Origin of the sequence: Populibacterium corticicola (assembly GCF_042683685.1) — a bacterium.
Lineage (GTDB): Bacteria > Actinomycetota > Actinomycetes > Actinomycetales > Cellulomonadaceae > Timonella > Timonella corticicola.
In genome coordinates this window covers 465,560-488,993 of sequence record NZ_JBHUOP010000002.1, presented here as the reverse complement: position 1 = coordinate 488,993, position 23,434 = coordinate 465,560, and the positions used below count along the sequence as shown (strand labels likewise).

The following is a 23,434-nucleotide window of genomic DNA, read 5'->3' as shown; positions in this document are numbered from 1 at the left end:
TGGGGCTATCCGTGGTTACGCAGTACGGCGTAGCCGGTCCTCGTAGACGTTCTTGACCGCAGCCCGCGCACGCTCCGCCGGCACTCGCACATAGCGTTGCGTGGTAGCAACCGTGGCGTGGCGTAGCAACTGCTGGGTGGTGAGTAGGTCGCCTGTCTCGGCGTGGACGTCCGTGCCGAACTTGTGCCTCAACTGGTGCATGGTCGCCGCACCAGGCAGAAGCCGAGCGACGATCTTACCGACCCACTGGGGTGACATGTGCCCGGTATCGGCCCACTCGCCGGGGAACGCCCACCCAGCCAGTTGCCCGTCATTCTCACGCTTGATCTGATTGATCAGATCACGCGCCACCGAGTCCGTGAGTGGCACCGTCTGCAACGTGCCGCCCTTACCGTGGACCCACAACATCCAGCCGTCGAGGTCCTCGAACAGATCGTTAGCGTGAACGCTGGCGACCTCAGCGCGGCGCAGCCCGGCCTCACACGCGAGGCGCACCATCACCCGATCCCGGTGTTTGCGGGCCTTGGATAACGCGTGCTCATAGTCACGTTCCGAGGCGGGGCGCGGCTGGGGGATCACGCTGGGCACTTTGGGCCATTTCTCGGCCGGGGATTCCTCAACCCGGCCGGTATCGACGGCCCACGCGTAGAACTGGCGCACGCTCGTGCGGACCCCGCGCCGGGTCTCCATCACCCAGGTAAAGCCAGCGGCCCATTGCATCAGATCATCGAGCGTGACCTCGAACGGTCGCTTCGATGTGCAGAAGTCTCGTGCAAGCCATGAGACGTGTTCCCGCCGTGACCGCATCGTGGAATCTGCGCGTCCAGCCGCTGCAAGATAATCGAGCCATTTCTTGATCTCGTTTTCCCAATCACCTTTGATCGTTTGCATGTAGACAACATCGGCTACCTGCAAAGATTCATGCGGTTCTACATCGGGGACTAAATGGAGCATCGTCCGATCACGCGGCGATAGCGTTTGTCAAACTGTCCACCAACCAGAAGGTTGGGGGTTCGAATCCCTTCGAGCGCACAGTTAGACCCACTCAGGTAATCTGAGTGGGTCTTTTGTTTTGTCTACACCTGCCCTATTTGGCTTGTCGACGAGTTTGGTGGTGTGCCAGCGCATAGCACGTTAATCGGTGGGCTGTTTTTGGCCCGGCTGCGTGAACTTTATGTGCATATCTGGACGTTTTATGGCCCATCGGATTTTAGGTCAACTCGTAAAGGTCTTGTGCGGGCCCACATTGATGCTACTTCGCGCGGTTCTTGACCAGTGTCAGAGCGTAGGACTCCCACCATTGGCCCGCGGAAGGACCGCCATTGCACGTGCCATCAGATTCGCCAGGCCGTTTGATCCAGAGAAGGCCATCAAGCGCACCAGAGCCGGTGTAGAGTTTCGGCTTCTTGCCAAGCCCTCGGCCAGAGGGGTTACACCATTCGCCACTCTTGGGTCCTTTGCCATTGCGTGAGGTATCCACGATGTAGTGCCTGTGGGCAGTAGTGACCTTTTGTTGTCTGAGCGCGGCAGAGACCTTCTTAGCGTATCTTTTCTCGGCTGAGGTGGAGTTAAAGTTTGAGACGTTCGTCGCAAACCCGCGTGCGTGGGAGATACCTGCTGCCTTGAGCCGCGTGGCCATTGCCTTTGGCGTGCGCCAGTTGGAATGTCCACCGTCAAGATAGACCCAGGCGCCAGCCTTGGTGAGTTTCTTCGTGGCGTACTTCAGCAGGCTGTTCCTAGTTTTTCCACCGCAGTCCAGTGCGAGAGAGTCAGGTTCCAACACGATCAGAGGCTTTGCCCCCTTGATTCCAGCAGCGACCTTGTTGATCCATTTCTTATAGGTCTTCGCATCGAAACCGCCTGCCGAATATTGGCCGCAGTCCCGCCCAGGAATCGCGTACAGCACCATGGTGGGACGAGCTTTTGCTTTGTTTGCGGCGCGAATATAGGCGGCAACGTCGCTCTTGACCGTGGCGACGGAATTCCAGTCGCCGAACCATCGGGCCTGCGGAGTCTTGGAGATGTGACTGAGTTGCTTGGCCACAGATGTTCGCCCCTGGGCTTTGGCCTGTCTGACCGCGATGACCGCTGAACCTTGAGCATCAACATGGAGTTTCTTGTATCTCTTGCCCTGCACCTCTGACGTCTTTGCCTGCAGTGCCGTGGGAAGTGAAGTGAAACTAGATGATGTCACGCTCGACTGTGTGACAACCTCCTGTAGAGCGGGCTGGGCTGCAACGACGCTGGGAGAGAACAACGACGAGACCGCCAAAAGCGACGTATAGATCCGTAGTCCTGCTGGTCTTCTTCTCGTACCCATGCTGGTCCCAACTACGGTGTAATGGTGATTGTGAAGCGGAAGAGTTCGCGGGCTGGGCCGAACCGGACATCATTAGTTCCGGGTATCGGCTCGGCTACCCGAACTCCGATAGTGTTCACGCCAACTTGGAACGGAACGCTGTTCGTAACCCAACTCATTTGACCGGGTTCCTCAACTGTCCCGGGAACGTCTGAACGAACAGGACGAGGGACTCCATTGAGATAGAACGAATAGTACCCACCATGATCATTTCCGAATTTGAAGTTAGCAGTGAAATCTTCTAGTGGTGCGGAAACCTCAACGGAACCTCCGTTCTGAACTGCTGGTCCGGTTCCGTATGGCTCAAGATTAGTAATCTTGAACAGATCTTCAGGCATCGGCGAGACGGTATAGGTTGTTGAGACTGGCTTCTCGGCAACGACCTCGCCGTCTATGAAGTTCCTGATAACGTACCTGAGCCCACCACCAGTGGGAGCGGTGGAGGAAACATCGACAGTCCAGGCAGCCAACTCAGGCTCATCCTCTTCTGACACGGAGGTTGCCAGCGATCCCGAAGCGGCAACGGTGACCCGCTCGCTCACTGCAATCGTTGGGTTTGCCGCGTCGAAAACCTGAATATCTGATCCAACAGGGGCGATACCGGAGAACCTAGGCATAAGGGAGACGTCAACGGGATCTGATTCCGCAGTCAACTCCAGGTGTCCCGTTTCAGGTTCTTGCGGTTCTTGAGGCTCCTCGGTGGGTTCCTCGCTGGGATCGGGGGTCGGTTCCTCGCTTGGTTCCTGTTCAGGCTCTTGGGTTGGCTTATCGTCAGGGTCTGTAACGGGATCCTTGTCTTCGTCCTTGTCCTTGTCGCGTGGACGTTGTGTCTCGTTGTCAGATGGATCCTCAGCGGTTGGCCGTGGACGCGGGTCACCCGTTGGCCGCTCAACGGACGATTCTGAGGCGACCTCGCTGGAAGGGGGCTGTTCCTCGGGAGGATCCAACTCGTCGTCAATAGGCTCCGTCGTGGGCGGAGTAGTGGTTGGGGGCGCTGTAGGCCCACCTGTAATGGCCTCGTTACCCTGCGCTGTTGGTGTTGGTACGGGACCGCGATTCGGGTTGCTGAGAGCAAAGGCGGCCCCGACAGCGCCCGCAACCACGAGTATGCCGATCACGGCGAGTACCGCTCCCTGGTTTGAGGAAGCCCAGTCGCGGGTCCGGCCAAGCGGTCCGGAAGTGGTTGCAGTACCCACCGTGCCCGCTGCTGTAAGCGGTAGGACCTGACTGAGCACGACAGGGCTGACACCCAACACGAGTGGCAGCAAGATCCCACGCAGGGACTGGCTGACACCTTGCAACTCGGCGAGGAGAAGAGAGCAGTCATTGCAACGCTTGAGATGGTTTTCGATGCGGGTCTTGCGGCGTGTAGTGATCGAGCCGCGAGCATAGGAGGCGATGTGTTGCTCAGTCCACTGGCACTCTTCCGAATTAGCCTGGGACGTGGTGGGGATGTGTGCCTGAAGCCATGAATCGCGTAGGCCTTCGCGTGCACGGAATGCAAGCGCGGAAACCGCGCGCGGGTTCAAACCCATAATCGGGGCGATCTCGGCTGGAGTCATTCCCTCGATTTCCGAGTACCACAGAACCGTGCGCCAATCCTCTGGCAGGTTTCTGAAAGCGCTCAGAGTGAGACGTTTATCCTCGGTGAGGGATGCGATATCCGAATCCGTGATGAGGAGGTTCTCCTGAGTGCTGAGGTCAACGGTTGGTTCAAGTTTCGCTGACCACGCCATCGAGACGGAACGCAGTGTGGCGTAGAGGTAGGCGCGGAAGTTGTCGGTGGGACCTTTCCCGTTCTTGATCGCGGCAAAGATGCGAGTGAATGCCTCTTGAGCGAGGTCCTCTGGATCATGCGATGACGTGACTGCCCGTGCTGCTTTGCGTGCCGCAGGATAGTGGCGTGACCACAGCGCCGCGTAGGCGCGCTCCTCTCCACCGCGTAGAAGTTCCACGAGGTGTGCATCAGATAGCGATGTCAGGTCTAGGTGTGTGGGAGTTTCAGTCATCGTTTCGTTGGACGTGCGGATTCCATAACCAGTCGATCTTTCGATCCTAGGCGTAGACCTCGACTAAATCCACCTTTCTGACTGGGGGAGGGTCCTCGATCCGTGTGGACCGTAGGACATGGGAAGCAGAGCAACTTTGAGGTGCTCCTGGAGGTTGTCAATCTCCTCCTCAAGGATTGCGCAGCGCATACAGACCGTGAGGTGTCTTTGCACGTCATCGGAGTGTGGGAGGCGTAGCCGGCGTGAGCGTACCCGTGCCAACTCGCGGGTTGTCTCCTTGCACATCTTGGGTATGCGTGGACTCTTGTCCTGCTGTTCAAGCCAGGCGTAACGCAGTTCAAATCGGGCACGTGCTGTCATGGAGATCACGTCAGTTTGGGGGAAGCCAATGAGTGAGCAGACCTCGGGAAGCTCTAGACGCTCGATGTCCATGTACCACAGGAGAGAACGGCTGAGACCTGAAAGTGACTCATAGGCGCGCGCAGTGACAGAACTTGGTTCTGCCTCTGGTGCGTAATAACTGGCTATGGTCATGGGCTGGTGGTCCTCAGGGTTCTGCCACTTTGGGGTGTGGTCTACACATACAAAGAGCGCAGAGGATACCCGGTGTTACGCGATTCCTCGGGTGAAGACAGCGGGCATGTGAGAGCTCCAGCGAATGAATGAAACAGTGAGGTTGAGATCGCGCAGGGCGCGGCACAGCATGAGTGGGTGCCAGCGGCGAACAAGATTGGTCGAGTTTCCAGTGTTTTCGGCGGGTTGGGCTGTGCCGCAAGGGTCAGGATGCGGTCTCGACGGTTTGTTGCTGGTTGGGCACGGTGGCGGTCTGGGCGTCTTGCAGTGCCGGTGCTGGTGCAACCAGCGTGCCGGCGGAGAGGCGCTTCTCATACGAGAGGTGCAAAAGGTCAACCACACTCAGTGACACGGAATGTGGGCCGTGGACCTTGAACCAAGTACCGTTTTCGGGGACGAGTCCGGTGGGGTTTTTCTGTTTCATCCAGTTCACCGTATTGCGTATTTTTCGACCAAACAAGCCTATCTTGGGTGAAAGACTTATTTTAATAGCAGAATTAAGTTGCCGGAAACAATATCCACTGATGAGATAACCGGCTCTGGCGTGCTAAGCCAGATAGGTCACTCAATGTTTTGCGGGCAAAGGACTTCACCCAAGCACTGGTCAGCCATCGAAAACTACGTAATCACCCGTACGTGATGTCCGCTAAGGGAAACGGGCAACTATCTAAAGCAGGTGGCGGAGAAATCCTAATGGGCGGTGCCTTGAGGCCGAATGAAGAGAGTTCTCGCTTTAAATGGTTATATGTCACAAAAAAGTGGGGCTGCCGAAGCAGCCCCACCAAAAAATCTACTCGATGCAGTCGAGTCGATCAGAGTGGACGGATGTTCTCTGCCTGAGGACCCTTTGGACCCTGCGTTACGTCGAACTCAACCTGCTGGTTCTCTTCGAGGGTACGGTATCCGTTCGAGGTGATTGCGCTGTAGTGTGCGAACACGTCAGCTGCACCGTCGGATGGGGCAATGAATCCGTAGCCCTTTTCGTTGTTGAACCACTTCACGGTTCCGATAGCCATAATTTTCTCCTTCAAGAGGTGTGAGAACACCCGCGACTGCGGATGTGACGTCACGGTTCCCAACGTCAAACTCTTGAGGATCAAGACTGACCGCATATCGGATGCGGGCAGGACACGCAAGGCACTGCAACTACGTCGCTAACTGTACTTGGTCTAGACCTTGTGCGCTAGAAGTTCCGCAAAAGAACTCCAAACCGTTATCATCGGCGGAACCCACACCGCCATCCGGAAAACGCCGACGAAACAGTTTCCGCAGCAGCGTAACGAGATGGAACTAGAACCTCATACCCAAGATGTAGCCCCACGGTTCCGATATCACTTCCTCAAATCCGATGCGGCCATAAAAGCCCACGGCCCGCTTATTCTTCCCACTTACGCCCAAATGAACGCCAGGAACGCCGGTAGTGCGGAACTCGTCGAGAAGCCTCAAGAGAAGCCGCTTCCCATTCCCGCCGCCCTGGGCGGTGGGAAGCAAGTCAATGTGGAAGTGAGCCGGAAAGTCCTCACATACCTCGGGGCGGCTACCAGACCATGTGTGCAAAGACTCAACCAGTTGTGGGTCCCGGTACCCGTCCCTCATATCGGATAGTGGATACTTCTCGCGAGGATAGGTTGCGCGCGCCTGCGGCCACCAGTGCTTCTCCAAAGTGCGGTCGAACGCCACGGAGTCAGGGGTTCCCACCGCGTAGCCGACCACTTCGTCGTTCTCATCCACAAGCACAAAACAAAACTCGGGCGCAAACCGCGCGTATTGCCCAACGTAGAGGGTTCCGATCAGATGGGGGTCACGGTAAATACCCGTTGCGTCTTGGCCATTGTCGCCAGTCTTCAGGCAAATCTCGTAGAGCCGATCAGTTTCAGCCGGATTGGTTGGATCGAAGCGTCGAATACGTAGAGCAGACATGAACACCAGTGTAGAACCTATGTGAGGCAATAAAATGGGCGGGAGGAGCCCGCGCTTCCTCCCGCCCGTGGGGACGTCCAGATACCGAACAGAGGGGTCAAATCGGTATCGGCCTCATCCCCATGTCTGAGCAATTCGACTCTTCAATTGTGTACCCGGCCAACACGCAAAAAACGGGCCAAAAGTCCCGAAGTTCTTGTGACCCACTCTCGTTGAGTCCTCCCGCAGCGAACCGTAGCGTCCGCATAGGATGAGTTGGGAAGGAAGTGCACATGCAATCTCGCACCGCGCCCTATAGTCCCCAGCGCGCATACACCATCTGGATAGCTGGCCTGATCGCCTATATCGTTGCGGTGGTTCACCGGACCTCGCTAGGAGTCACGGGACTGGAAGCGGCAAGCCATTTCGGTACCACCGCATCGCAACTCGCGTTGTTCACAGTGACTCAACTCGTTGTCTATTCTGCAGCCCAGATCCCGGTTGGCGTGTTGCTCGACAGGTATGGGGCACGCAGACTCATCGCCACGGGCGCGTTGATGATGGCGGTTGGGCAGTTGGGGATGGCGTTCGCCGAGTCGATTCCGGTCGCGTTGGGTGCACGGGTGCTCATCGGCGCTGGCGACGCGACCACCTTCGTGTCCGTGCTGCGGTTGATCGCCGCTTGGTTCCCTCCGATGCGTGCTCCAGTGTTGGGGCAGATCACCGGCCAGATAGCGCAGGCCGGTCAGATTATTTCCGCCGTCCCATTCGTGTACTTTCTGCACAAGACCACCTGGACCACGGCCTTTGCGGCCCTTGGCATTCTCGGTGTGATCGCATCCGTGTGGGCGTTCTATGCGATTGTCGATCAGCCCCAGTCCGCACCGGGCGGCGCTGCCAAGGTCCGGATTCGACCGATTGACAGGGTGCCGCATGATCCAACGTCCAAGCCCTTGGCGGGCGCGCTGCGCACTGCGGGTTCCTGGCTCGGTTTCTGGACGCACATGGTGACGGCATTCTCCTTCAACGTGTTCGTGTTCCTGTGGGGCAAACCGTTCTTGATTCTTGGTCAAGGGCTGAGTGAACAGCAGGTCTCGCTCGTGTTCACGATCATGACCTCGGCAGGAATCTTTGCCGGCCCACTCTTTGGCCTGTTTTGCGCACGCCATCCGCTACGCCGTACCTGGCTCGTGTTCACCGTTGCGATTGCGGTTGCCGCTGCCTGGTCTGTGCTGTTGCTTCCCAGTACGCCACGCCCATTCATCGTTATTGTCATCGCAACGTTTGTCATCGCCACGGGCGGCCCCGCATCTCTTGTCGGCCTCGATTTTGCCCGCACATCCAATCCAACATCCCGACTAGGAGTGGGCAGCGGTATCGCGAACATGGGCGGCTTCGTGGGTGGTTTCGTGTGCATCATGGCCATCGGCGTCGTGCTGGACATCGTGCGTCCAACTGGTGCCTACACGCTGAATGACTTCCGAATGGCATTCTCGGTCATGCTCGTCCCATTGGTTGTCGGGCTGATCGGGGTCGCTTGGAGTAAACGTGGCACACGCAGGGAGTATGCCCGGCGTGGGATAGTGGTGCCACCCGCCCGAGATGCCTGGCGGACATACCGTAAGAAATAGCGCCTCAAGAAGCATGCACGAACAGTCGAAATAACAGGCATGCAAGGAATGCGTAAAAAGGAGCGCAAGTCCCAGGGCAGCAAGGATGTTTCGCCCGGCGCTCTCAGCTTGGTGCTGCTCGGGGTGTTGATCGCCACGATCTCCGCCTATATTGTGCTGCGCACACTGTAAAATCGCAGCCCAGCGGAAGTCCTCGCAGCGACCACAGGCGTAGCCGCACTCCCGCGAGGCAGAGCCGATCACACGGGGTGCCTGACGCACGCGTGTAAACTGACACGTAATTGCCCAGCCATCGCACATTCTGGCGGTGTTGTTCGTTTCGCGCCACGAGGTTTGCTATGTCTTCTCCATCCCCAGGGTGGTATCCCGATCCAAATTCTCCAGGTAACCTGCGGTTTTATGACGGTGACGGCTGGACGCGCTCGGTCGTTCCGGTCCCGGCTGATGGCCAGCTGACCAAGGAGATGATCGCGACAGGCCGCAAGATCATGCAGGAGAAAACCTCCTCAAAGCTCCAGCACGCGTCGTTCACCCCAATGGCCTCTGAAGCACCTGCCTCCGGTCGACGCGCCCATGTGGGCGCTTCCGGATTGGCGACGAGCAGGTCCGGTTCCTCTTCGCCCTCAGCAGCCAGCGCGGCAAGCGCCGCTCACGCGCGGGACAAGGCTCCCGTCACAGGCGCTGTGGAGAAGGCAGCAGAGAGTCCCACGGCTGCTCCTGCCCAGCGAACACCAGGAACACCAAGCGCGACCGTGGCCGCAGTGCGACGGGCCGCCGGCGTGAAGGCGAACATCGCGGAGCCTGAGGCTGTTGCGCCAACTACCGCCTCTTCCGGTGACGCCCCAAGCACGCAAACAGGTACCTCAAGTGATTCCGCGTCAAACTCCGGATCTGCCGCGGGGGTGAACGCTGTGGTGAAAGATGCCAGTGCGCCGAACTGGACCAAGAACCGCAGCAACAACGGTGGCGCGGTGAACAAAGATTTCTCCGCTACTGAGGTTCAAACTGAGAAGCCCGCCGCGAAGGTCGGCGTGACATCCCGAAAGAGGATTGCGCTCATTGCCGCCGCGCTCGTAGTTGTGGCCGCCCTACTCGCTGGCGTATATCTCATGTTCATACGTGACAATTCCTCCGGCACTTCAGGCCCGTCTGACGACTATCGGAGCCTTGGATTGAAGGACGAGTTCGGATGTAAAGAGTTGGCACGCGAAGTCATTGAACTGTCGCAGAGCTCCGATGCCGAACTCGAGGTTACCGCGATTGATGACGTGGAGATGGTTAAAGACAACCGTGCAAAGTTCACGCTACCCACTGTCACCGGCTCATACGAGGTCGCTTTCGAATGTCAGGGCACCGCTCGCTATGCCGACGGTTCAACGGAAACACTGACCTACGACATCTCCGCAGACAAGAACTCTCGGTTCTGGACCTCGTACCCGCAACGAGAAAAGTAAACCAGCAGACTCACGGCCCGCCTTCTCATCATTGAGGAGACGGGCCGTCTTATTGCCTTGCATTGAGTCAACGTGCTGCTCGCTATGGACGGAAATCCTCGGGGAGCCTCGCTCCAACGAATCGTGAAACCACGAAGCCAACGATGACCGCGACCACGCTCCACAGCGGTGTGGGAATACCGAGAAAGTTGAGGTTAACGTTGAAGAAACCAGCGAACATCTGAGCGACGATCAGCAGGAAGGCTGTGCCAATCCCAGAAGCTATGGCTTTTTGGGGACCGTGAACTGCGTTACCGCGCGGTAGGTCTCGCACGAGTGCAGCCGCTGGGCCGAAGTGTTCCTCTGGGCGAGTGTCGGGATGTTGGACAACCCATCCCTTGACGTCATTGAGGGTTGACACGATACGTGCGTCCTCGATGCCCTTGCGTCGCATCTGCTGAGTGACCTGGTGATAGTACTTCACGTCTCCTAGACTCTCATCTGACGTGTCCCAACGCCAAGCAGCCACTTGCCACTCCCGCCAAACGTCCGGCCGGCGGTTGCTGGAAGGCGACCTGAGCGTCGGAAATCGTCCTGACTATCGCGAACTGTACCGCCGGCTACGTGAGATGCGTGTTGCCACAAAGTCAGTTGAGTAGGGTGTCTTGCGTAGGTGCTCATGTATGGAGACATGAAGCAGCGGGTGCACTCACAGGCGATACGCCTAGTTAGGTGCACCCGCTGCTGAAGGAAATCAGGCCACGCGGATGTTGGCGGCCTGCATACCCTTTGGACCGCGCTCAGGGTCGAAGGAAACCTTCTGGTTTTCTTCTAGGTTACGGAAACCGTCACCTGTGATCGCACTGAAGTGCGCAAATACGTCGGCAGATCCGTCGTCGGGAGCGATGAATCCAAAGCCCTTGTCAGAGTTGAACCATTTGACGGTGCCAGTGGCCATAACGTCATTCCTTAGTTTTCTGGGATCGTAAGCACGATCCGTAAAGCCGCGACGACTTCGCCGCGGAGTCTGATGGATGCCAGAAACCACGCAGGATATACCTGAGGCGGTTTCTAGAGCATGATGATCTCCCGATGATGTGCTGGCACTTTCACGTGCAGCGGATAGTTCAGGGATCTGGTGAGTGTCCCGCACGGGTAAGCGGTCACTGTCTTCAGCAGTAAAGCCAGTGAGTCTGCGATTACCAGCGGTTATGGGGGCATCGTTGGATCGTCTATCGGATGCAACGATCGAAGATGCTACGAGAGCAGCAAGAAAAGAGATACAAAACCAATCAAGAAGAGAAACACGAACACCCAGTGGGGTGAAGGTGTGAGAGACGCGGAATTGAATACCCGCTCGAAACTACATTCGAGCCGAGAAGTCGACCCAGAGGAAAACCTCCAGCAGAAACACAACTTCACGCGCTTACATCGCAACCCTACAGGGAATACACAACAAAAGATAGCAAATTGAAAACCTCGCTCATTCTCTGCCCGATGTCACATCAAAGTAACGGGGGCTGCGTTGTCATTCTGGTATCTCTCGGCGGACAGCCGCCGTGCCCGTCCTGCTTCAGCGAACGCCAGACGATCGGTGGACGGGCTTAGGCACAGCCGTCTGGTCCGCATGCAGCGTCCGCGGATGCGGCTGGGAACGTCTGTAGGAATGTGGCTGCCTGTTCTGCTTCGACCTGCTGGAGAACCTGCATGAAGGTCTCGGGTGACTGTGCACCGGAGATACCGTATTTGCCTGCGACCACGAAGAACGGAACACCGTTGATCCCGTAGGCGCGAGCCTGGGCGATGTCGGCCTGGACGTCGTCGCCAAACGAGCGGGATTCAAGTGCGGCTCGTGCCTCGGCATGGTCTAGACCAATTTCCCCGGCCAATGTGACCAGGTTGTCCACGGTGCCGAGGTGGACGCCTTCGGTGAAGTAAGCCTTGAGTAGACGCTCCTTCATCTCGATCTGCTTGCCATGCGATTTGGCGAAGTGTAGTAACTCGTGAGCGAGCAGGGTGTTGGTGTGCTTGAGCTGGTCGAATCGATAGTCAAGTCCGACCTCGGAGGCGATGGTGGTGACATGGGAGAGCATCTGCTCGACCTGATCTTTGGGAAGACCCTTGTGCTGGGCGAGGAAATCGATCTCGGACCCATCGAAGTCGATTGGTGTGTCCGGTGCGAGTTCGAAGGAGTGATACGTGATGTTGACCTTGTCGCTGCCTGGGAACGCGGAGAGGGCAGCCTCGAACTTGCGTTTCCCGATGTAGCACCACGGGCAGGCGATATCGGACCAGATGTCTACGGTGATCTCATTGCTCATACTGGCAAAACGCGAAAGGGTGGGGACGTATTCCATGGAATACGTCCCCACCCTTTCGCGTTGCTCTACCGCAAGCTCTGGAACTAGCGGTAAGTGGGGGTCACATCACTTGACCTTGATGGTCTTCGATGCGCTCTTGCCCGCGTAGAGGTTCTTGTTGGAAGGCGTGAACTTCACGGTTACCTTCCACTTTCCCTTGCTCTTCGAGGATTTGGCGATCTTCTTGGACAAAGTGACCTTTGTGGCCTTGTTCTTCTTGACCGTTACGGTCTTGGTGATCTTGGTCTTTCCCTTGGAGACCGTCACCGTGGCCTTGCCTGCCCGGTTGGCCTTCACCGTGACCACGGGCTTCTTGTTGCGCTTGAGCGAGGTCTTCGTGATGGAAACCTTTGATGCGTACTTGGTAACCTTCACTTTGATGTTGTTGGTGTACACGGTTTTACCGCCGGATTCCACACGCAAGCGTATGAGTGAACCATTGAGCGAAAGGCCGCTTGGCGAGACTTTGATCTTCGGTTCGGTGACGTAGCCGACGTTGATCCAGTTCTTTGTCTTTGGCTTCTGGTATTGCCACTGGTACTTCACGTCCTGCTGGTTAGGTACGTAGACGCCTGCTGAGAGGTTGATCCATTCGTCAACTTTCACAGACTTGTTCTTAGCAGGTTGGCTCGTGATCTTCGGTGCCTGGTTCTTCCAAGCGAACGTTGCACCGGTACGAACTAGTTTGACCGTGTAAGAGATGTTTGGGGCGGCAGCAGAACCCTTCTTGACGCCGGAAATGGTCACGGAGTACTCATTGAACTGGCCCTTAGCGGTGGGAGCTGTTGCACCGGGCACTTTGAAGTGGAGTTGCTCGTACAAGGTGTTCCAGTTGTAATCGTCAGTTACTTTGGTTGCCGGGATGGTCTTGGTGCCCTGCTTGACGGTTACCGTTGCGTTTTGGAAGTTCAGACGTTCGCTGTAGGCACCTGTGGTTTTGCCGTAGTAGGACCAGATGCCGTTGTTGTACTCCACTGGGAAGAAGGTGTTCTTGGCTGGCCACGCGACGTCTTGGTTGAAGTCCGTTAACTTCTGGGAAGTTGAGGCGGGTGCTAGTGCTGATTCCTCGGAAGCCGACGAGTAGCCATTGCGCTTGTGTACGCCAAGGGCTGCGTGGGCGGCATTCGGCGAGAGTATAGCTGCTCGTAATGACTTAGAGTCGTTCAGAGCGGTACGAACTGAGCCTGGATCACCGGGAACCAGTGTGTAACCGATGGAACGGTAGGCATAGTTCGGGTTTGTTGGATTACTGCACAGGAATGATTGTGCTCGCTGGCTGACGTAGGTTTGAAGTGTGCTGTTCGCGGTAACATTCGCAAGTCCCGCGAGACCACGAGCGAAGTTGATGGAGTTGAGGTAAGCGTTCTTGTAGTTGGCGTCGGCGTTCCAGTGCTTGCAACTGTCGTATGAGCCGCCGGAGACCGTCAGCGGCGCCTTTGCCTGGCTGCTGAGGGTCGCGGTTGCTGAAAGCAAGTGATCTTTGTTATCGCGTGGTGCTGCTGCGGCTGGTACAACTGAGGCACCCACGAGTGCTGCGGTGATCAGCGCTACGACTCCGGTACGGAGCGTCTTTCTCGTTTTCATGTGTGTCCATTTCGATGGGGGTGTGGCTCTCCGCCTCAGTGCTGGTTGGTCCCGTCTGGCAGCGGAGATACGGTGGGCAAAACTGCCCTCCATACCTTGGAAGATTAAAGAAAGAAATCAGGTTTAGAAGCACCTAAAGTCACTGCTCGTGGTCTCGAAAGACTGTAAATAAGCACTGAAAGTGTGCGGACCTGCAGAAACCCAAATTGGACTAGGGGAGTGATCCCCATCGAAAAGTGGGTGAATGTGGCGACTTGCGCTCAGAATGTGGGATCAAAGCGGTGTCGAGGAACTTCCCGATTAAGCGGGTTTCTCCTAACGAGAGCGCTTCCTTGTGTGTTTACGATCCGTCGTGGGATAGGAGTGCGGTAACAAGCGACCCCAATAGTTCTCCGGTGTAGTCGGAGAGTGCGCTTAGGATGTCGGGACGGTAGAAAACCACGTATAAGGCAGAAACTAAAGCGCCGTATTTGAGTGTTTTACTAAGAATCTTCCGTATTGAGATCTTGGTTCCTGCTGTTTGGGCGCGCTTTGATGCACGTTTTGTCCTCGCGGGCCGCGCAGGGGAGAGGCATGTCAGTTGATTGGTTTCACCGTATAGGGGCTCAACTTCGGGTACTGCTAGCGTATCTGCGTGTCCGTCGCGGGCGGCAGCGCGGCGTTTGCGTGCTGTTGCTTTGCTGATGAGTCGGTCCTCATCGAGTGCTTCTTCAAGCACGTAGGCAACCTGTGCTACGGCGGCGGGTGCTATGCGCTGCGGGAACGCGCAAATCGTCTCGCAGAGTAGATCAGCGTTAGTGACAGATACGCCTAGATTCTCTCCGTGCGGCCCCGAATCTGAGGTGAAAGCGAGGACACCTTGCACTGGGATCTCTGCGGCATCTGCTAAGGGGAGTGACTGAGTCAGCGATTTCAGTGCTTCGACTTGGGCGCGTACCGATGTGATGGCTGAGCCTCGTGGGCGCCCGTTCTGGCGTAGCCCGCGCCCGTCTAGGGTGAGTGTCCCGCTCCAGTGTTTTGCATCGACGATAGTTATTCCTGTTGGACCAACGACAATGTGGTCGATGTTTGCTTGTGGTCGTCCTGGCCAGGGCTGGTCGTGCAGGACCCAGTAGTTGTCGGTGAGCCAGCTCAATTTTTCTGCGATGATGTGCTCGCCCTCTGTGCCTTTCGCGTACTTGGCGGCAACTGCGGCTCGCGAATCGCGGGGGTCGTGTTCAGTTGCAGCGGTTAATCGCGCGGAGAGGGTTGCGGCTCCTTTGCCAGCTACGCCTCGTGTTACCGCTGGCTGTGTTTCGGCGGCCCGTTGATGGAGTTCTGCGTTGAGGTCCCGGCGGCTCGAAGTTGCAGTCAAGTCAAGCGTGTTGACCTTCTGCGCGTGCTTATCGGTTCCGTTCGCAGCAGTGTCTCTCGGGTCCATGCAGGTGTTATCGGCTTATAGCCACATATTCAAGAGGTGAAATGCGTTAATTACGCCGACTCGCGCTCAACCAGGTTCGCTGGAAGGATGACGGCCGCGTGTTCGTCGCCCTCGATGACGCCAAGCAGTACGCGCACGACCTCGCTTGCGATGCGTTCGAACGGCTGTTTCATGGTGGTCAGCGGGGGATTGGAGGTTGAGGCTATTGAGTGATCGTCGAATCCGGCAACCGCCACGTCGCCGGGGACCGATTTTCCAGCAGCGTGTAGCGCGGCCATCGCGCCCACGGCCATGAGGTCGGATGCGGCGAACACGGCATCGATGTCGGGGCGGCCTTGCATGAGGTCGCGCATTGCCTGCGCCCCAGAAGCACGCGAGTAGTCGCCATGCGCGACAAGGGAGTCGTCGTAGTCGGAACCCATTGCGAGGCGGTAGCCGTCGAGCCGGAACAGCCCTCCGGGGGTGTCGAGTGGTCCGGTGATCATTGCGACGCGCTGGTACTTGCTACGCAGGTAGTCGACGATGCGACGGGCGCTGCCCACCTCGTCGACAGCCACGTACCCGACCTGGTCCTCGTGGCCAAGCGGCGCACCGCAGGCGACGGTTGGAATTCCCTTGGCCACCAGATCCGCGATGACAGGGTTGTTGCGGTGGGACGACACCACGATCACGCCGTCCACGTGTCCCGATGAAATGTATTCGGTGATCCGCTTACGTTCCTTCTCGGTTCCGGCGACCATGAGCAGCATGGGCATCTCGCGTCCACCGAGTACCTCGGCGCAGGAGCGTAGCAGGGTTGAGAAGGTCGGGTCCTCGAAGAGCAGGTGCTGCGGCTCGGTCAACAGAAACGCGATCGAGTTGGACCGTCCGGTTGCAAGCGAGCGCGCGTGTTGGTTGAGGGAGTAGCCGGTTGCCTTGATGGCAGCCTCGACGGCTGCGCGTGCCTCGTCGGATACCCAGTGCCCGCCGTTGATGACGCGGGAGACGGTTCCACGTGAGACGCCGGCGGCTGCGGCGACATCGCGCACGGTCGGGCGTTTCTTGGCAGGTGCTGGCATCTTCTTCTCCACGGTGCAACTGTATTCGATGTCGGGTGGCTGGCGGTGGTGCGACGGGCTGAGTCTTCTCATTGCCGACGATCACGCACCTTTGTGGTGCCGCTATCGCCGGGTGCGGGGTTGATTTGAGCCGGGCAACGTCGCCCCGCTGCGTGTCAATCCTTGACATCAACATCGCGGGTGGGCCGATCCCACCGCAGCATCTGCCTATCGTGCCGCGAGATCCAGCGCAACGATGTGCTGGCAGGCGACCGGCTCGTCGGCAATGACCACATACCGGTTGGGCCAATCCTGCAATAAGCCTATCTGTGACCGGTCACAGATTCAACAGCGAGCCATATTGTTAATTCTTCAGAATTGTAGTTACCTAGTTGTTAAACGAACCAGAACCAATCTGTGACCGAGCACAGCACGAGCCCGTGTGAGCCGGACGCGAACTGCACAAGACATGGCTGTCGAGTGCGCAGAAAGAGAAGAAACATGCGTTTTGACCCGCGGTTCCAGCCAAATGACCTGGGCCTCGTCTCACTCGACACGATCGCCTACGGCGGCGATTACAACCCGGAGCAGTGGCCACGCGAGATCTGGGAAGAAGACATCACGCTCATGCATCAGGCGGGCGTGAACCTGGTGTCCGTGGGCATCTGGTCGTGGGCGAAGCTCGAACCATGCGAGGGCGAGTTCGACTTCGAATGGCTCGACCAACTGCTCGATCTGCTCCATGAGGGTGGCATCCGAGTCGACCTCGCGACTCCCACCGCAGCGCCTCCAGCCTGGTTCTACAAAAAGTATCCGCAGGCCCGTGTCGTCCACCGAGACGGTACCGTCATGACCAACGGATCGCGCGGAATGGCCGCTCCGTCCTCGCCCGACTACCTGCGAGCCTGCGCGAACATCACCCGCGCTCTCGCGGAACGCTACTCGAACCACCCCGCGCTCGCGATGTGGCACGTCCACAACGAGTACGGTGCCCCGGTCTCCGATTCGTACGACGAGGCGTCGCGGGATGCCTGGCGCATCTGGTTGCGTGAACGTTATGACACCCTCGACGGCCTCAACGAGGCCTGGGGCACCAGCTTCTGGGGTCAGACCTACTACGAGTGGGACGAGATACCAACCCCCGCAGTCTCCGCAACCGTCACGAATCCGGCGATGCGTCTCGACTACACGCGGTTCTCATCCGACGCGGTGTTGCGCTGCTTCATCCAGGAGCGAGACATCATCAAGGAGTACTCGACTGCTCCTGTGACCACGAACTTCATGGCGCTCAACTGCCCCTCCATGGACCTGTGGGCGTGGGCGCAGGAAGTCGATGTCGTCTCGAACGACTACTATCTCGAAGCCGCCGATCCACGGAACCAGATCAAGCTCTCGCTCGATGCGGATCTGACCAGGTCGATTGCGCGAGGCAAGCCATGGATCCTCCTGGAACACTCAACCTCCGGTGTGAACTGGCAGGATCGAAATGTTGCCAAGAAGCCGCTTGAGATGGCCCGCAACTCCCTGGCAACCCTGGCACGGGGCGCGGACGGCATCATGTTCTTCCAGTGGCGGGCGGCCCGATTCGGAGCCGAGAAGTTCCACTCGGCGATGCTGCCACACGCAGGCACGGACTCCCGCATCTTCCGCGAGGTCTGCGACCTGGGTGCGCGCCTCGCTGAGCTGTCGGAGCAGGGTGTCACAGGCACGACGGTTCCCGCTGACGTGGCTATTCTCTGGGACTGGGAGTCGCTGTGGGCGCAAGGGTTGGAATGGCGGCCAAGCATCGATGCCAACGCTCGCGAAAGGATCCTTGAGTTCTACACGCAACTGTGGGAGGACAAGGTCACGATCGACTTCGCTCACCCGGAACAGGACCTGTCACGTTACAAGTTGGTGCTTGCCCCAGCCTCCTATCTGCTGACCGATGCGGCGTCGGAGAATCTGAAATCGTATGTCGCTGCAGGTGGAGTGCTTGCGGTGTCGTACTTCTCAGGCATCGTGAACGAGAACGACACTGTGCGGCATGGCGGATTGTCGGTAGCGGTGGACGAGGTACTTGGCCTGCGCATCGAGGAGTTCCTGCCGCTACGTGAGCACGAAACCGTCTCGATCTCCACGACCGGTGCGTTGGGCGAGGGCCAGTACACCGGGACCGTGTGGGCCGATGACATCGTGCTCAACGGCGCCGAACCTGTGGCGACCTACGTGGACGGACCAAAGCCTGATGGTGCCGCGATCACCCGCAACGAGTTTGGGCAGGGAAGTGCCTGGTATATCTCGTCTCGTGTGATGGGTGGGGACCTGCGTAACTTCGTTGGCGCGCTGTACGAGGACGCAGGCGTCACGGCCCGCCGCGATCTGCCCGCTGACTTCGAGGTGGTTGAGCGCGTGAGCGAGTCAGGGCAGCGCTTCACGTTCCTCATAAACCACACGGTCGAACAGGTTGACTACACGCCGCGGCGCAGTCCAAGCCTGATTGGCGACGAGTCCGCACCTTCCAGCAGCATCACCGTTCCGGCAGCTGAGGTCGTGGTCGTGCAAGAGTAGCTGGAACACAGGACTCCGAGCGCTGGTACAAGTGACGGCCTGTGGGCTTTTTCGTCGTTCTGTGGGCTTGTTGCCCACAGAACGACGAAAAAGCCCACAGACCGTCGTGTTTAAGACTTGGGTGCCGCGATGCGGCGAACAACCTTGGCGGAACTGCGCTTCGCCAGAACCTGCGTGAGCGTCGCGGCGATAGCCGACACCGCAGAGAAGGTGACGATTGAAGCGATCCGCGCATCATCGTCGTCAAGCGAATGGGAAAGGCCACCGGTGGACTTGTCCCATACCTTCTCCACGACCTTCTGTGCGATCCAGCCAGCGGCAAACGAAATGCCGATAGCCAAAATCTTCTCTGTGGTGGATTGCTTGTTGTCCATGGACACTCCCTGATAGTCGCTTACTGTGCTGTCATCAACGGTATCTGCTGGGTGTAGCTGATGCGACCTGCAACAGGCCCGAAAAGCAAATAAATACTCAGGCTCGTTAGGCGTGTGTGGTTGTCTCGAAGCGAGAGCCAACTTTGCATCCCCGAACCAGGCTTCACTAGACTGGCCCGGTACGACAGGGGAGCGCACCCGTGCGCTGAGAGTGCTTCACGCAGACCCTCGAACCTGATCCGGGTAACACCGGCGTAGGGAGTCGGGCTATCTCGCCATACGTGTACGCGTATGGAACCCCTCCTTTATATTTCGAAGCCGCCGATGCACTGCGGTTTCTCTAAGGAGGAAGAATGGCAACGCCATCATTCACCACTTTTGTGCGGACCGCCACCGCATCCGTACTCGTGCTGTCGCTGACCGCCTGCATGGCAGAACCCCAAGACGACGCTCCGGAGAACTCGCTTGTGCGCGTGGTCGTGCACGACTCGTTCCAACTGTCCGATGAACTTAAAGCGCAGTTTGAACAGCAGAGCGGTTACACGCTGGAGGTCGTCACCAATGGCGACGGCGGAGCGCTTGTTAACAAACTCGTGCTCACCAAGGACGCACCGCTGGGAGACGTCGCCTATGGCGTGGACAACACGTTCGCATCGCGTGCGCTATCCGAGGGCGTGTTCGAGGAATACGTTCCCGCCACGGAGGGTGCCCTCGGCGCTGAGTTGCGACTGTCAGGCGGCAGCGAACTCACCCCAATCGACTTCGGTGACGTGTGCCTGAACATCGACTCGGACTACTACGCAACCGTGGACCTCGCCGAACCACTCGAGCAGGACGGGTTCTTCAACCAGGCCCACGCGGGTAGCGCGGTCGTGACCAACCCGGCCACCTCGTCGCCTGGCCTGGCATTCCTGTTCGCAACCATCGCGAAGTACGGCGAGGACGGCTACCTCGACTACTGGAAACAGCTCAAGGACAACGGGCTGAAGATCGTGGACGGCTGGGAAGACGCCTACTACGTTGACTTCTCATTCTCGGGCGGCGACCGACCAGTCGTACTGTCCTACGCATCGTCGCCAGCCTTCACCGCTACCGAGGACGGCTCGCGCACAAGCACCGAGACGCTCATGAGTACCTGCTACCGCCAGGTTGAATACGCCGGTGTCCTGACCGGCGGCGCAAACCCCGAGGGAGCACAGGCGTTCATCGACTTCCTGATCAGCGACGAGTTCCAATCCACTATCGCCGAGACCATGTACATGTACCCCGTCTCCGAGACCGCCGAGATACCCGAGGAATGGGCATCCTTCGCCCCGGTACCGGACGCCCCCGCGACACTTGACCCAGCGCTGATCGACCAGAAGCGTGACGACTGGATCAAGGAGTGGAGTGCCGAGATTCTTGGCTAACTCCCTTGAGGTGGGTCCGCGTTTGCGGACCCGCCTGCACCGCTTCCTCGTGTGGGGTGGGGCCGCTGCGGTCCCGCTCCTTTTCTTGGCGTTCTTCTTTGCGTGGCCGGTCGTCGCGCTGGTGGGGCGCGGGTTCTTCGAGGACGGAACGCTCGATCTGTCGGGCTTCTTCGAGGTGTTGTCGAGGCCGCGCACCTGGCGCCTGGTTGGAATCACTCTGGGGCAGGGCATTGCCGGTACGGTGGTTTCCCTGCTGCTTGGGATCCCGGGAGCCTATGTGCTCTACCGCTGCTCGTTCCCAGGGCGCACGCTTGCCCGTGGATTCGTGACCATGCCGTTCGTGCTGCCCACCGTGGTGGTGGGTGTCGCCTTCCGAGCGCTGTTCGCCACATCAGGTCCGCTTGGCGGGCTTGGACTCGACGGTACCTTCTGGGCTGTCCTCGCTGCTCTCGTGTTCTTCAACTACTCTGTGGTCGTGCGTACCGTTGGCGGTCTATGGGAAAAGATCGATCCTCGCGCAGCGCAGGCGGCCCGGACCCTTGGTGCGTCGCGGACGCGTGCCTTTCTGACGGTCACGCTCCCGCAACTCGCTCCGGCCATCACCTCGGCCGCTGCCATCGTGTTCCTGTTCTGCGCCACAGCATTTGGAACCGTCATGGTCCTGGGTGGACAGGGATACGGCACGATCGAAACCGAGATCTGGATGCAGACGGTCCAGTTTCTCGACCTCCGCGCCGCAGCGGTGCTGTCAATTCTGCAACTCGCAGTCATCGCGGTGTCGCTGTGGATGACCTCGCGAGCCCGTGCAGGACGAGAACAGGCGCTTGACCTCGCCCCGGCGCAGGCCCGTACGGAGCGGTTGAACCTGAGTAGTCTCCGACGAGACTGGCTCGCCGTACTCGTCACCCTCCTAGTGGGGGCGGGGCTCATCGCCTGGCCGCTCGTGAACTTGATGATGTCCGCGTTCCGCAGGGGGGATACCTGGACCCTCGACAACTTTCGGGCACTGAGCACCACCGGATCGAGTGCCTCCGGCTCGTCGGGAACCCTTGGTGTCACGGTGTGGGAGGCTCTCTACAACTCCGTGGTCATCGCGTTCTACGCCTCAGTCATCGCCCTGAGCATTGGCGGTCTGGTCGCTTACGTGGTGTCCCGTCGTGCGGCCTCACGCAGTGGCCGCGCAGCCTTGACCGGGCTTGAAAACGTGTTCATGTTGCCGCTCGGAGTCTCCGCAGTCACGGTTGGGTTCGGTTTCCTGATCACGATGAACCAACCCCTTGGACTGGACATCGACCTGCGTTCGAACCCGTGGCTCGTACCCATTGCCCAAGCCGTTGTGGCGGTTCCACTTGTGGTTCGGACCGTGCTCCCCGTGCTGCGGGCAATCGATCCGCGCCAACGCGAAGTCGCCGCACTGCTCGGCGCGCCGCCCTGGCGAGTTGCATTGACCATCGACTGGGCGCTCGCGGCCCGCGCACTCGGGCTGGCCGCAGGTATGTCGTTTGCCGTCTCGCTTGGTGAGTTCGGTGCAACCTCATTCCTCTCGCGGCCCGACACCGCAACGCTTCCTATTGTGATCTTTAGACTGATCTCCAAACCAGGCGCAGAGAATTACGGCATGGCCCTGGCTGCATCCGTGATCCTCGCCGTCTTCTCAGCCGCCGTGATGATGCTAGCGGAACGGCTTCGAACAACCAGTGCAGGAGAGTTCTGATGGTCCTCGACGTTACTGATCTCTCGGTTCGCTTTGGCGATTTCGTGGCCGTGGACCACGTGAGCTTTGGGGTCTCGCAGGGGGCGATCTTGGGGTTGCTTGGTCCCAGTGGGTGCGGAAAATCTACGCTATTGCGCGCTGTCGCTGGTCTTGCGCCACTGTCGAGTGGGTCCGTCACCTGGTCCGGCCAAGACATGCGGACGGTTCCCGTCCACCGACGTGAGTTCGGGTTCGTGTTCCAAGACGGGCAGCTCTTTGGACACCTGTCGGTCGCCCGGAATGTGGCCTACGGGCTCGCACGCAGCATTTCACGCGTGGAACGGGAAAGGCGGGTGGAGGAACTGCTCGAACTGGTTGGACTCGCTGGCTACGGGACGCGCAACGTCACGACTCTCTCCGGTGGCGAGAAACAACGGGTTGCGTTGGCGCGGGCGCTTGCACCGCATCCGCGGCTCCTGCTTCTCGATGAGCCCCTCTCAGCCCTGGATCGCGAGTTGCGCGAACGGCTGGCTGTGGATGTCCGCTCCATCCTGCACGCCACGGGTACCACCGCGATCTTCGTGACCCACGATCAGGATGAGGCATTCACCGTGTGTGATCGTGTAGCCGTGATGCGCTCAGGCAAGATCGTTCAGATCGACGCGCCGGAACGCCTGTGGCGGCATCCATCGAGCCGTGAGATCGCAGAGTTCCTCGGTTACGAGGTCGTTGTGCGGGAGGAGCCCTTTGAGGGTTATGCACCCTGTGACTTCGAGGTTGTGGAAACCTATCCCGCCGACGAGGCGATGGCTCTCGCCGACAGGCTCGGGCAACGGAGCGGCCCAAGTGCCAGCGAGCAGCATGCCGACATCTCAAGCCACGCGCCAACCGGCCCCACAGAATACGCGGGAATCGTTGCCGACAGATTCTTCCAGTCTGGGCGTGCCGTCGCTCGGGTCAATGTGCCCGGAGTCGGGACACTCACCGTACTCGCGGACGCGGTACGGTTGGAACCAGGTCAGGGCGTGCGGATCATCCGCGTCAATCGCTAGCGTTCCGCGTTGGCCATCTGCTCGACCTCGCCCGCCACCAAGGCGTCACAG

Annotated in this window: 21 protein-coding genes and 1 riboswitch; of the genes, 7 read left to right on the top strand and 14 right to left on the bottom strand. The window is 58.8% G+C overall.

From position 1 onward, the window contains the following. Window positions 1–15 precede the first annotated feature (15 nt). From ACFSYH_RS05870 to ACFSYH_RS05840, 7 genes are all read right to left on the bottom strand, one after another. Complete coding sequence (locus ACFSYH_RS05870; RefSeq protein ID WP_377465749.1) at window positions 16–891, bottom strand: tyrosine-type recombinase/integrase; 876 nt, start codon at window positions 889–891, stop codon at window positions 16–18. A gap of 361 nt (window positions 892–1,252) precedes the next feature. Further along, window positions 1,253–2,194, bottom strand: coding sequence for a glycoside hydrolase family 6 protein (locus ACFSYH_RS05865; protein WP_377465747.1), 942 nt, complete (start codon window positions 2,192–2,194; stop codon window positions 1,253–1,255). A 137-nt stretch (window positions 2,195–2,331) separates the two neighbouring features. After that, on the bottom strand, window positions 2,332–4,368 hold the full coding sequence (locus ACFSYH_RS05860) for a sigma-70 family RNA polymerase sigma factor (protein WP_377465746.1): 2,037 nt from the start codon (window positions 4,366–4,368) through the stop codon (window positions 2,332–2,334). Window positions 4,369–4,431: 63 nt separating this feature from the next. After that, the gene (locus ACFSYH_RS05855; RefSeq protein ID WP_377465745.1) at window positions 4,432–4,902 is read right to left on the bottom strand and encodes a hypothetical protein; all 471 of its coding nucleotides are present in this window, start codon (window positions 4,900–4,902) and stop codon (window positions 4,432–4,434) included. 244 nt (window positions 4,903–5,146) lie between these two features. Continuing rightward, window positions 5,147–5,365: a hypothetical protein gene (locus ACFSYH_RS05850; RefSeq protein ID WP_377465744.1), complete on the bottom strand. Its 219-nt coding sequence runs from the start codon at window positions 5,363–5,365 to the stop codon at window positions 5,147–5,149. 388 nt (window positions 5,366–5,753) lie between these two features. Continuing rightward, on the bottom strand, window positions 5,754–5,957 hold the full coding sequence (locus ACFSYH_RS05845) for a cold-shock protein (protein ID WP_377465743.1): 204 nt from the start codon (window positions 5,955–5,957) through the stop codon (window positions 5,754–5,756). A 274-nt stretch (window positions 5,958–6,231) separates the two neighbouring features. Continuing rightward, window positions 6,232–6,861, bottom strand: a complete 630-nt coding sequence (locus ACFSYH_RS05840; protein WP_377465742.1) for a GNAT family N-acetyltransferase — start codon at window positions 6,859–6,861, stop codon at window positions 6,232–6,234. Between the two features lie 272 nt (window positions 6,862–7,133). Here ACFSYH_RS05840 and ACFSYH_RS05835 point away from each other — a divergent pair, with 272 nt between their 5' ends. The 3 genes from ACFSYH_RS05835 to ACFSYH_RS05825 all read left to right on the top strand — a co-directional run bounded on the left by ACFSYH_RS05835 (window position 7,134) and on the right by ACFSYH_RS05825 (window position 9,925). Then, window positions 7,134–8,471, top strand: coding sequence for an MFS transporter (locus ACFSYH_RS05835; RefSeq protein WP_377465740.1), 1,338 nt, complete (start codon window positions 7,134–7,136; stop codon window positions 8,469–8,471). 48 nt (window positions 8,472–8,519) lie between these two features. After that, entirely contained in the window at window positions 8,520–8,642 is a 123-nt protein-coding gene (locus ACFSYH_RS05830; RefSeq protein ID WP_377465739.1) for a hypothetical protein, read from the top strand. Between the two features lie 167 nt (window positions 8,643–8,809). After that, window positions 8,810–9,925: a DUF2510 domain-containing protein gene (locus ACFSYH_RS05825; RefSeq protein WP_377465738.1), complete on the top strand. Its 1,116-nt coding sequence runs from the start codon at window positions 8,810–8,812 to the stop codon at window positions 9,923–9,925. 82 nt (window positions 9,926–10,007) lie between these two features. On the opposite strand, the gene ACFSYH_RS05820 is transcribed toward ACFSYH_RS05825, so the two are convergent. The 6 genes from ACFSYH_RS05820 to ACFSYH_RS05795 form a co-directional block, all read right to left on the bottom strand. Then, the gene (locus tag ACFSYH_RS05820) at window positions 10,008–10,388 is read right to left on the bottom strand and encodes a hypothetical protein (protein ID WP_377465735.1); all 381 of its coding nucleotides are present in this window, start codon (window positions 10,386–10,388) and stop codon (window positions 10,008–10,010) included. A gap of 270 nt (window positions 10,389–10,658) precedes the next feature. Then, window positions 10,659–10,862, bottom strand: coding sequence for a cold-shock protein (locus ACFSYH_RS05815; protein ID WP_377465734.1), 204 nt, complete (start codon window positions 10,860–10,862; stop codon window positions 10,659–10,661). A 646-nt stretch (window positions 10,863–11,508) separates the two neighbouring features. Beyond that, window positions 11,509–12,225 (bottom strand): DsbA family oxidoreductase, encoded by a 717-nt coding sequence (locus tag ACFSYH_RS05810; RefSeq protein ID WP_377466099.1) that lies wholly within the window; start codon window positions 12,223–12,225, stop codon window positions 11,509–11,511. Between the two features lie 105 nt (window positions 12,226–12,330). Then, on the bottom strand, window positions 12,331–13,848 hold the full coding sequence (locus tag ACFSYH_RS05805) for a hypothetical protein (RefSeq protein ID WP_377465732.1): 1,518 nt from the start codon (window positions 13,846–13,848) through the stop codon (window positions 12,331–12,333). A 340-nt stretch (window positions 13,849–14,188) separates the two neighbouring features. After that, window positions 14,189–15,268 (bottom strand): nuclease-related domain-containing protein, encoded by a 1,080-nt coding sequence (locus ACFSYH_RS05800; RefSeq protein WP_377465729.1) that lies wholly within the window; start codon window positions 15,266–15,268, stop codon window positions 14,189–14,191. A gap of 50 nt (window positions 15,269–15,318) precedes the next feature. Next, a complete protein-coding gene (locus tag ACFSYH_RS05795; RefSeq protein WP_377466098.1) occupies window positions 15,319–16,326 on the bottom strand; it encodes a LacI family DNA-binding transcriptional regulator in 1,008 nt (335 codons plus the stop codon). Between the two features lie 480 nt (window positions 16,327–16,806). On the opposite strand from ACFSYH_RS05795, the gene ACFSYH_RS05790 reads away from it, so the two are divergent. Next, the gene (locus ACFSYH_RS05790) at window positions 16,807–18,855 is read left to right on the top strand and encodes a beta-galactosidase (protein WP_377465728.1); all 2,049 of its coding nucleotides are present in this window, start codon (window positions 16,807–16,809) and stop codon (window positions 18,853–18,855) included. 110 nt (window positions 18,856–18,965) lie between these two features. Here the strand turns inward: ACFSYH_RS05790 and ACFSYH_RS05785 are convergent, their stop codons facing one another. Continuing rightward, a complete protein-coding gene (locus ACFSYH_RS05785; protein WP_377465726.1) occupies window positions 18,966–19,229 on the bottom strand; it encodes a DUF4235 domain-containing protein in 264 nt (87 codons plus the stop codon). Between the two features lie 176 nt (window positions 19,230–19,405). Then, window positions 19,406–19,507: riboswitch (TPP riboswitch) on the top strand. A 75-nt stretch (window positions 19,508–19,582) separates the two neighbouring features. On the opposite strand from ACFSYH_RS05785, the gene ACFSYH_RS05780 reads away from it, so the two are divergent. The 3 genes from ACFSYH_RS05780 to ACFSYH_RS05770 are packed head-to-tail and all read left to right on the top strand — an operon-like array spanning window position 19,583 to window position 23,383. Next, entirely contained in the window at window positions 19,583–20,638 is a 1,056-nt protein-coding gene (locus ACFSYH_RS05780; RefSeq protein ID WP_377465725.1) for a thiamine ABC transporter substrate-binding protein, read from the top strand. Further along, window positions 20,619–22,352 (top strand): ABC transporter permease, encoded by a 1,734-nt coding sequence (locus ACFSYH_RS05775; RefSeq protein WP_377465724.1) that lies wholly within the window; start codon window positions 20,619–20,621, stop codon window positions 22,350–22,352. Before ACFSYH_RS05780 ends, ACFSYH_RS05775 begins: the two co-directional genes overlap by 20 nt. After that, on the top strand, window positions 22,352–23,383 hold the full coding sequence (locus ACFSYH_RS05770) for an ABC transporter ATP-binding protein (RefSeq protein WP_377465723.1): 1,032 nt from the start codon (window positions 22,352–22,354) through the stop codon (window positions 23,381–23,383). Before ACFSYH_RS05775 ends, ACFSYH_RS05770 begins: the two co-directional genes overlap by 1 nt. The last annotated feature ends 51 nt before the right edge of the window (window positions 23,384–23,434 follow it).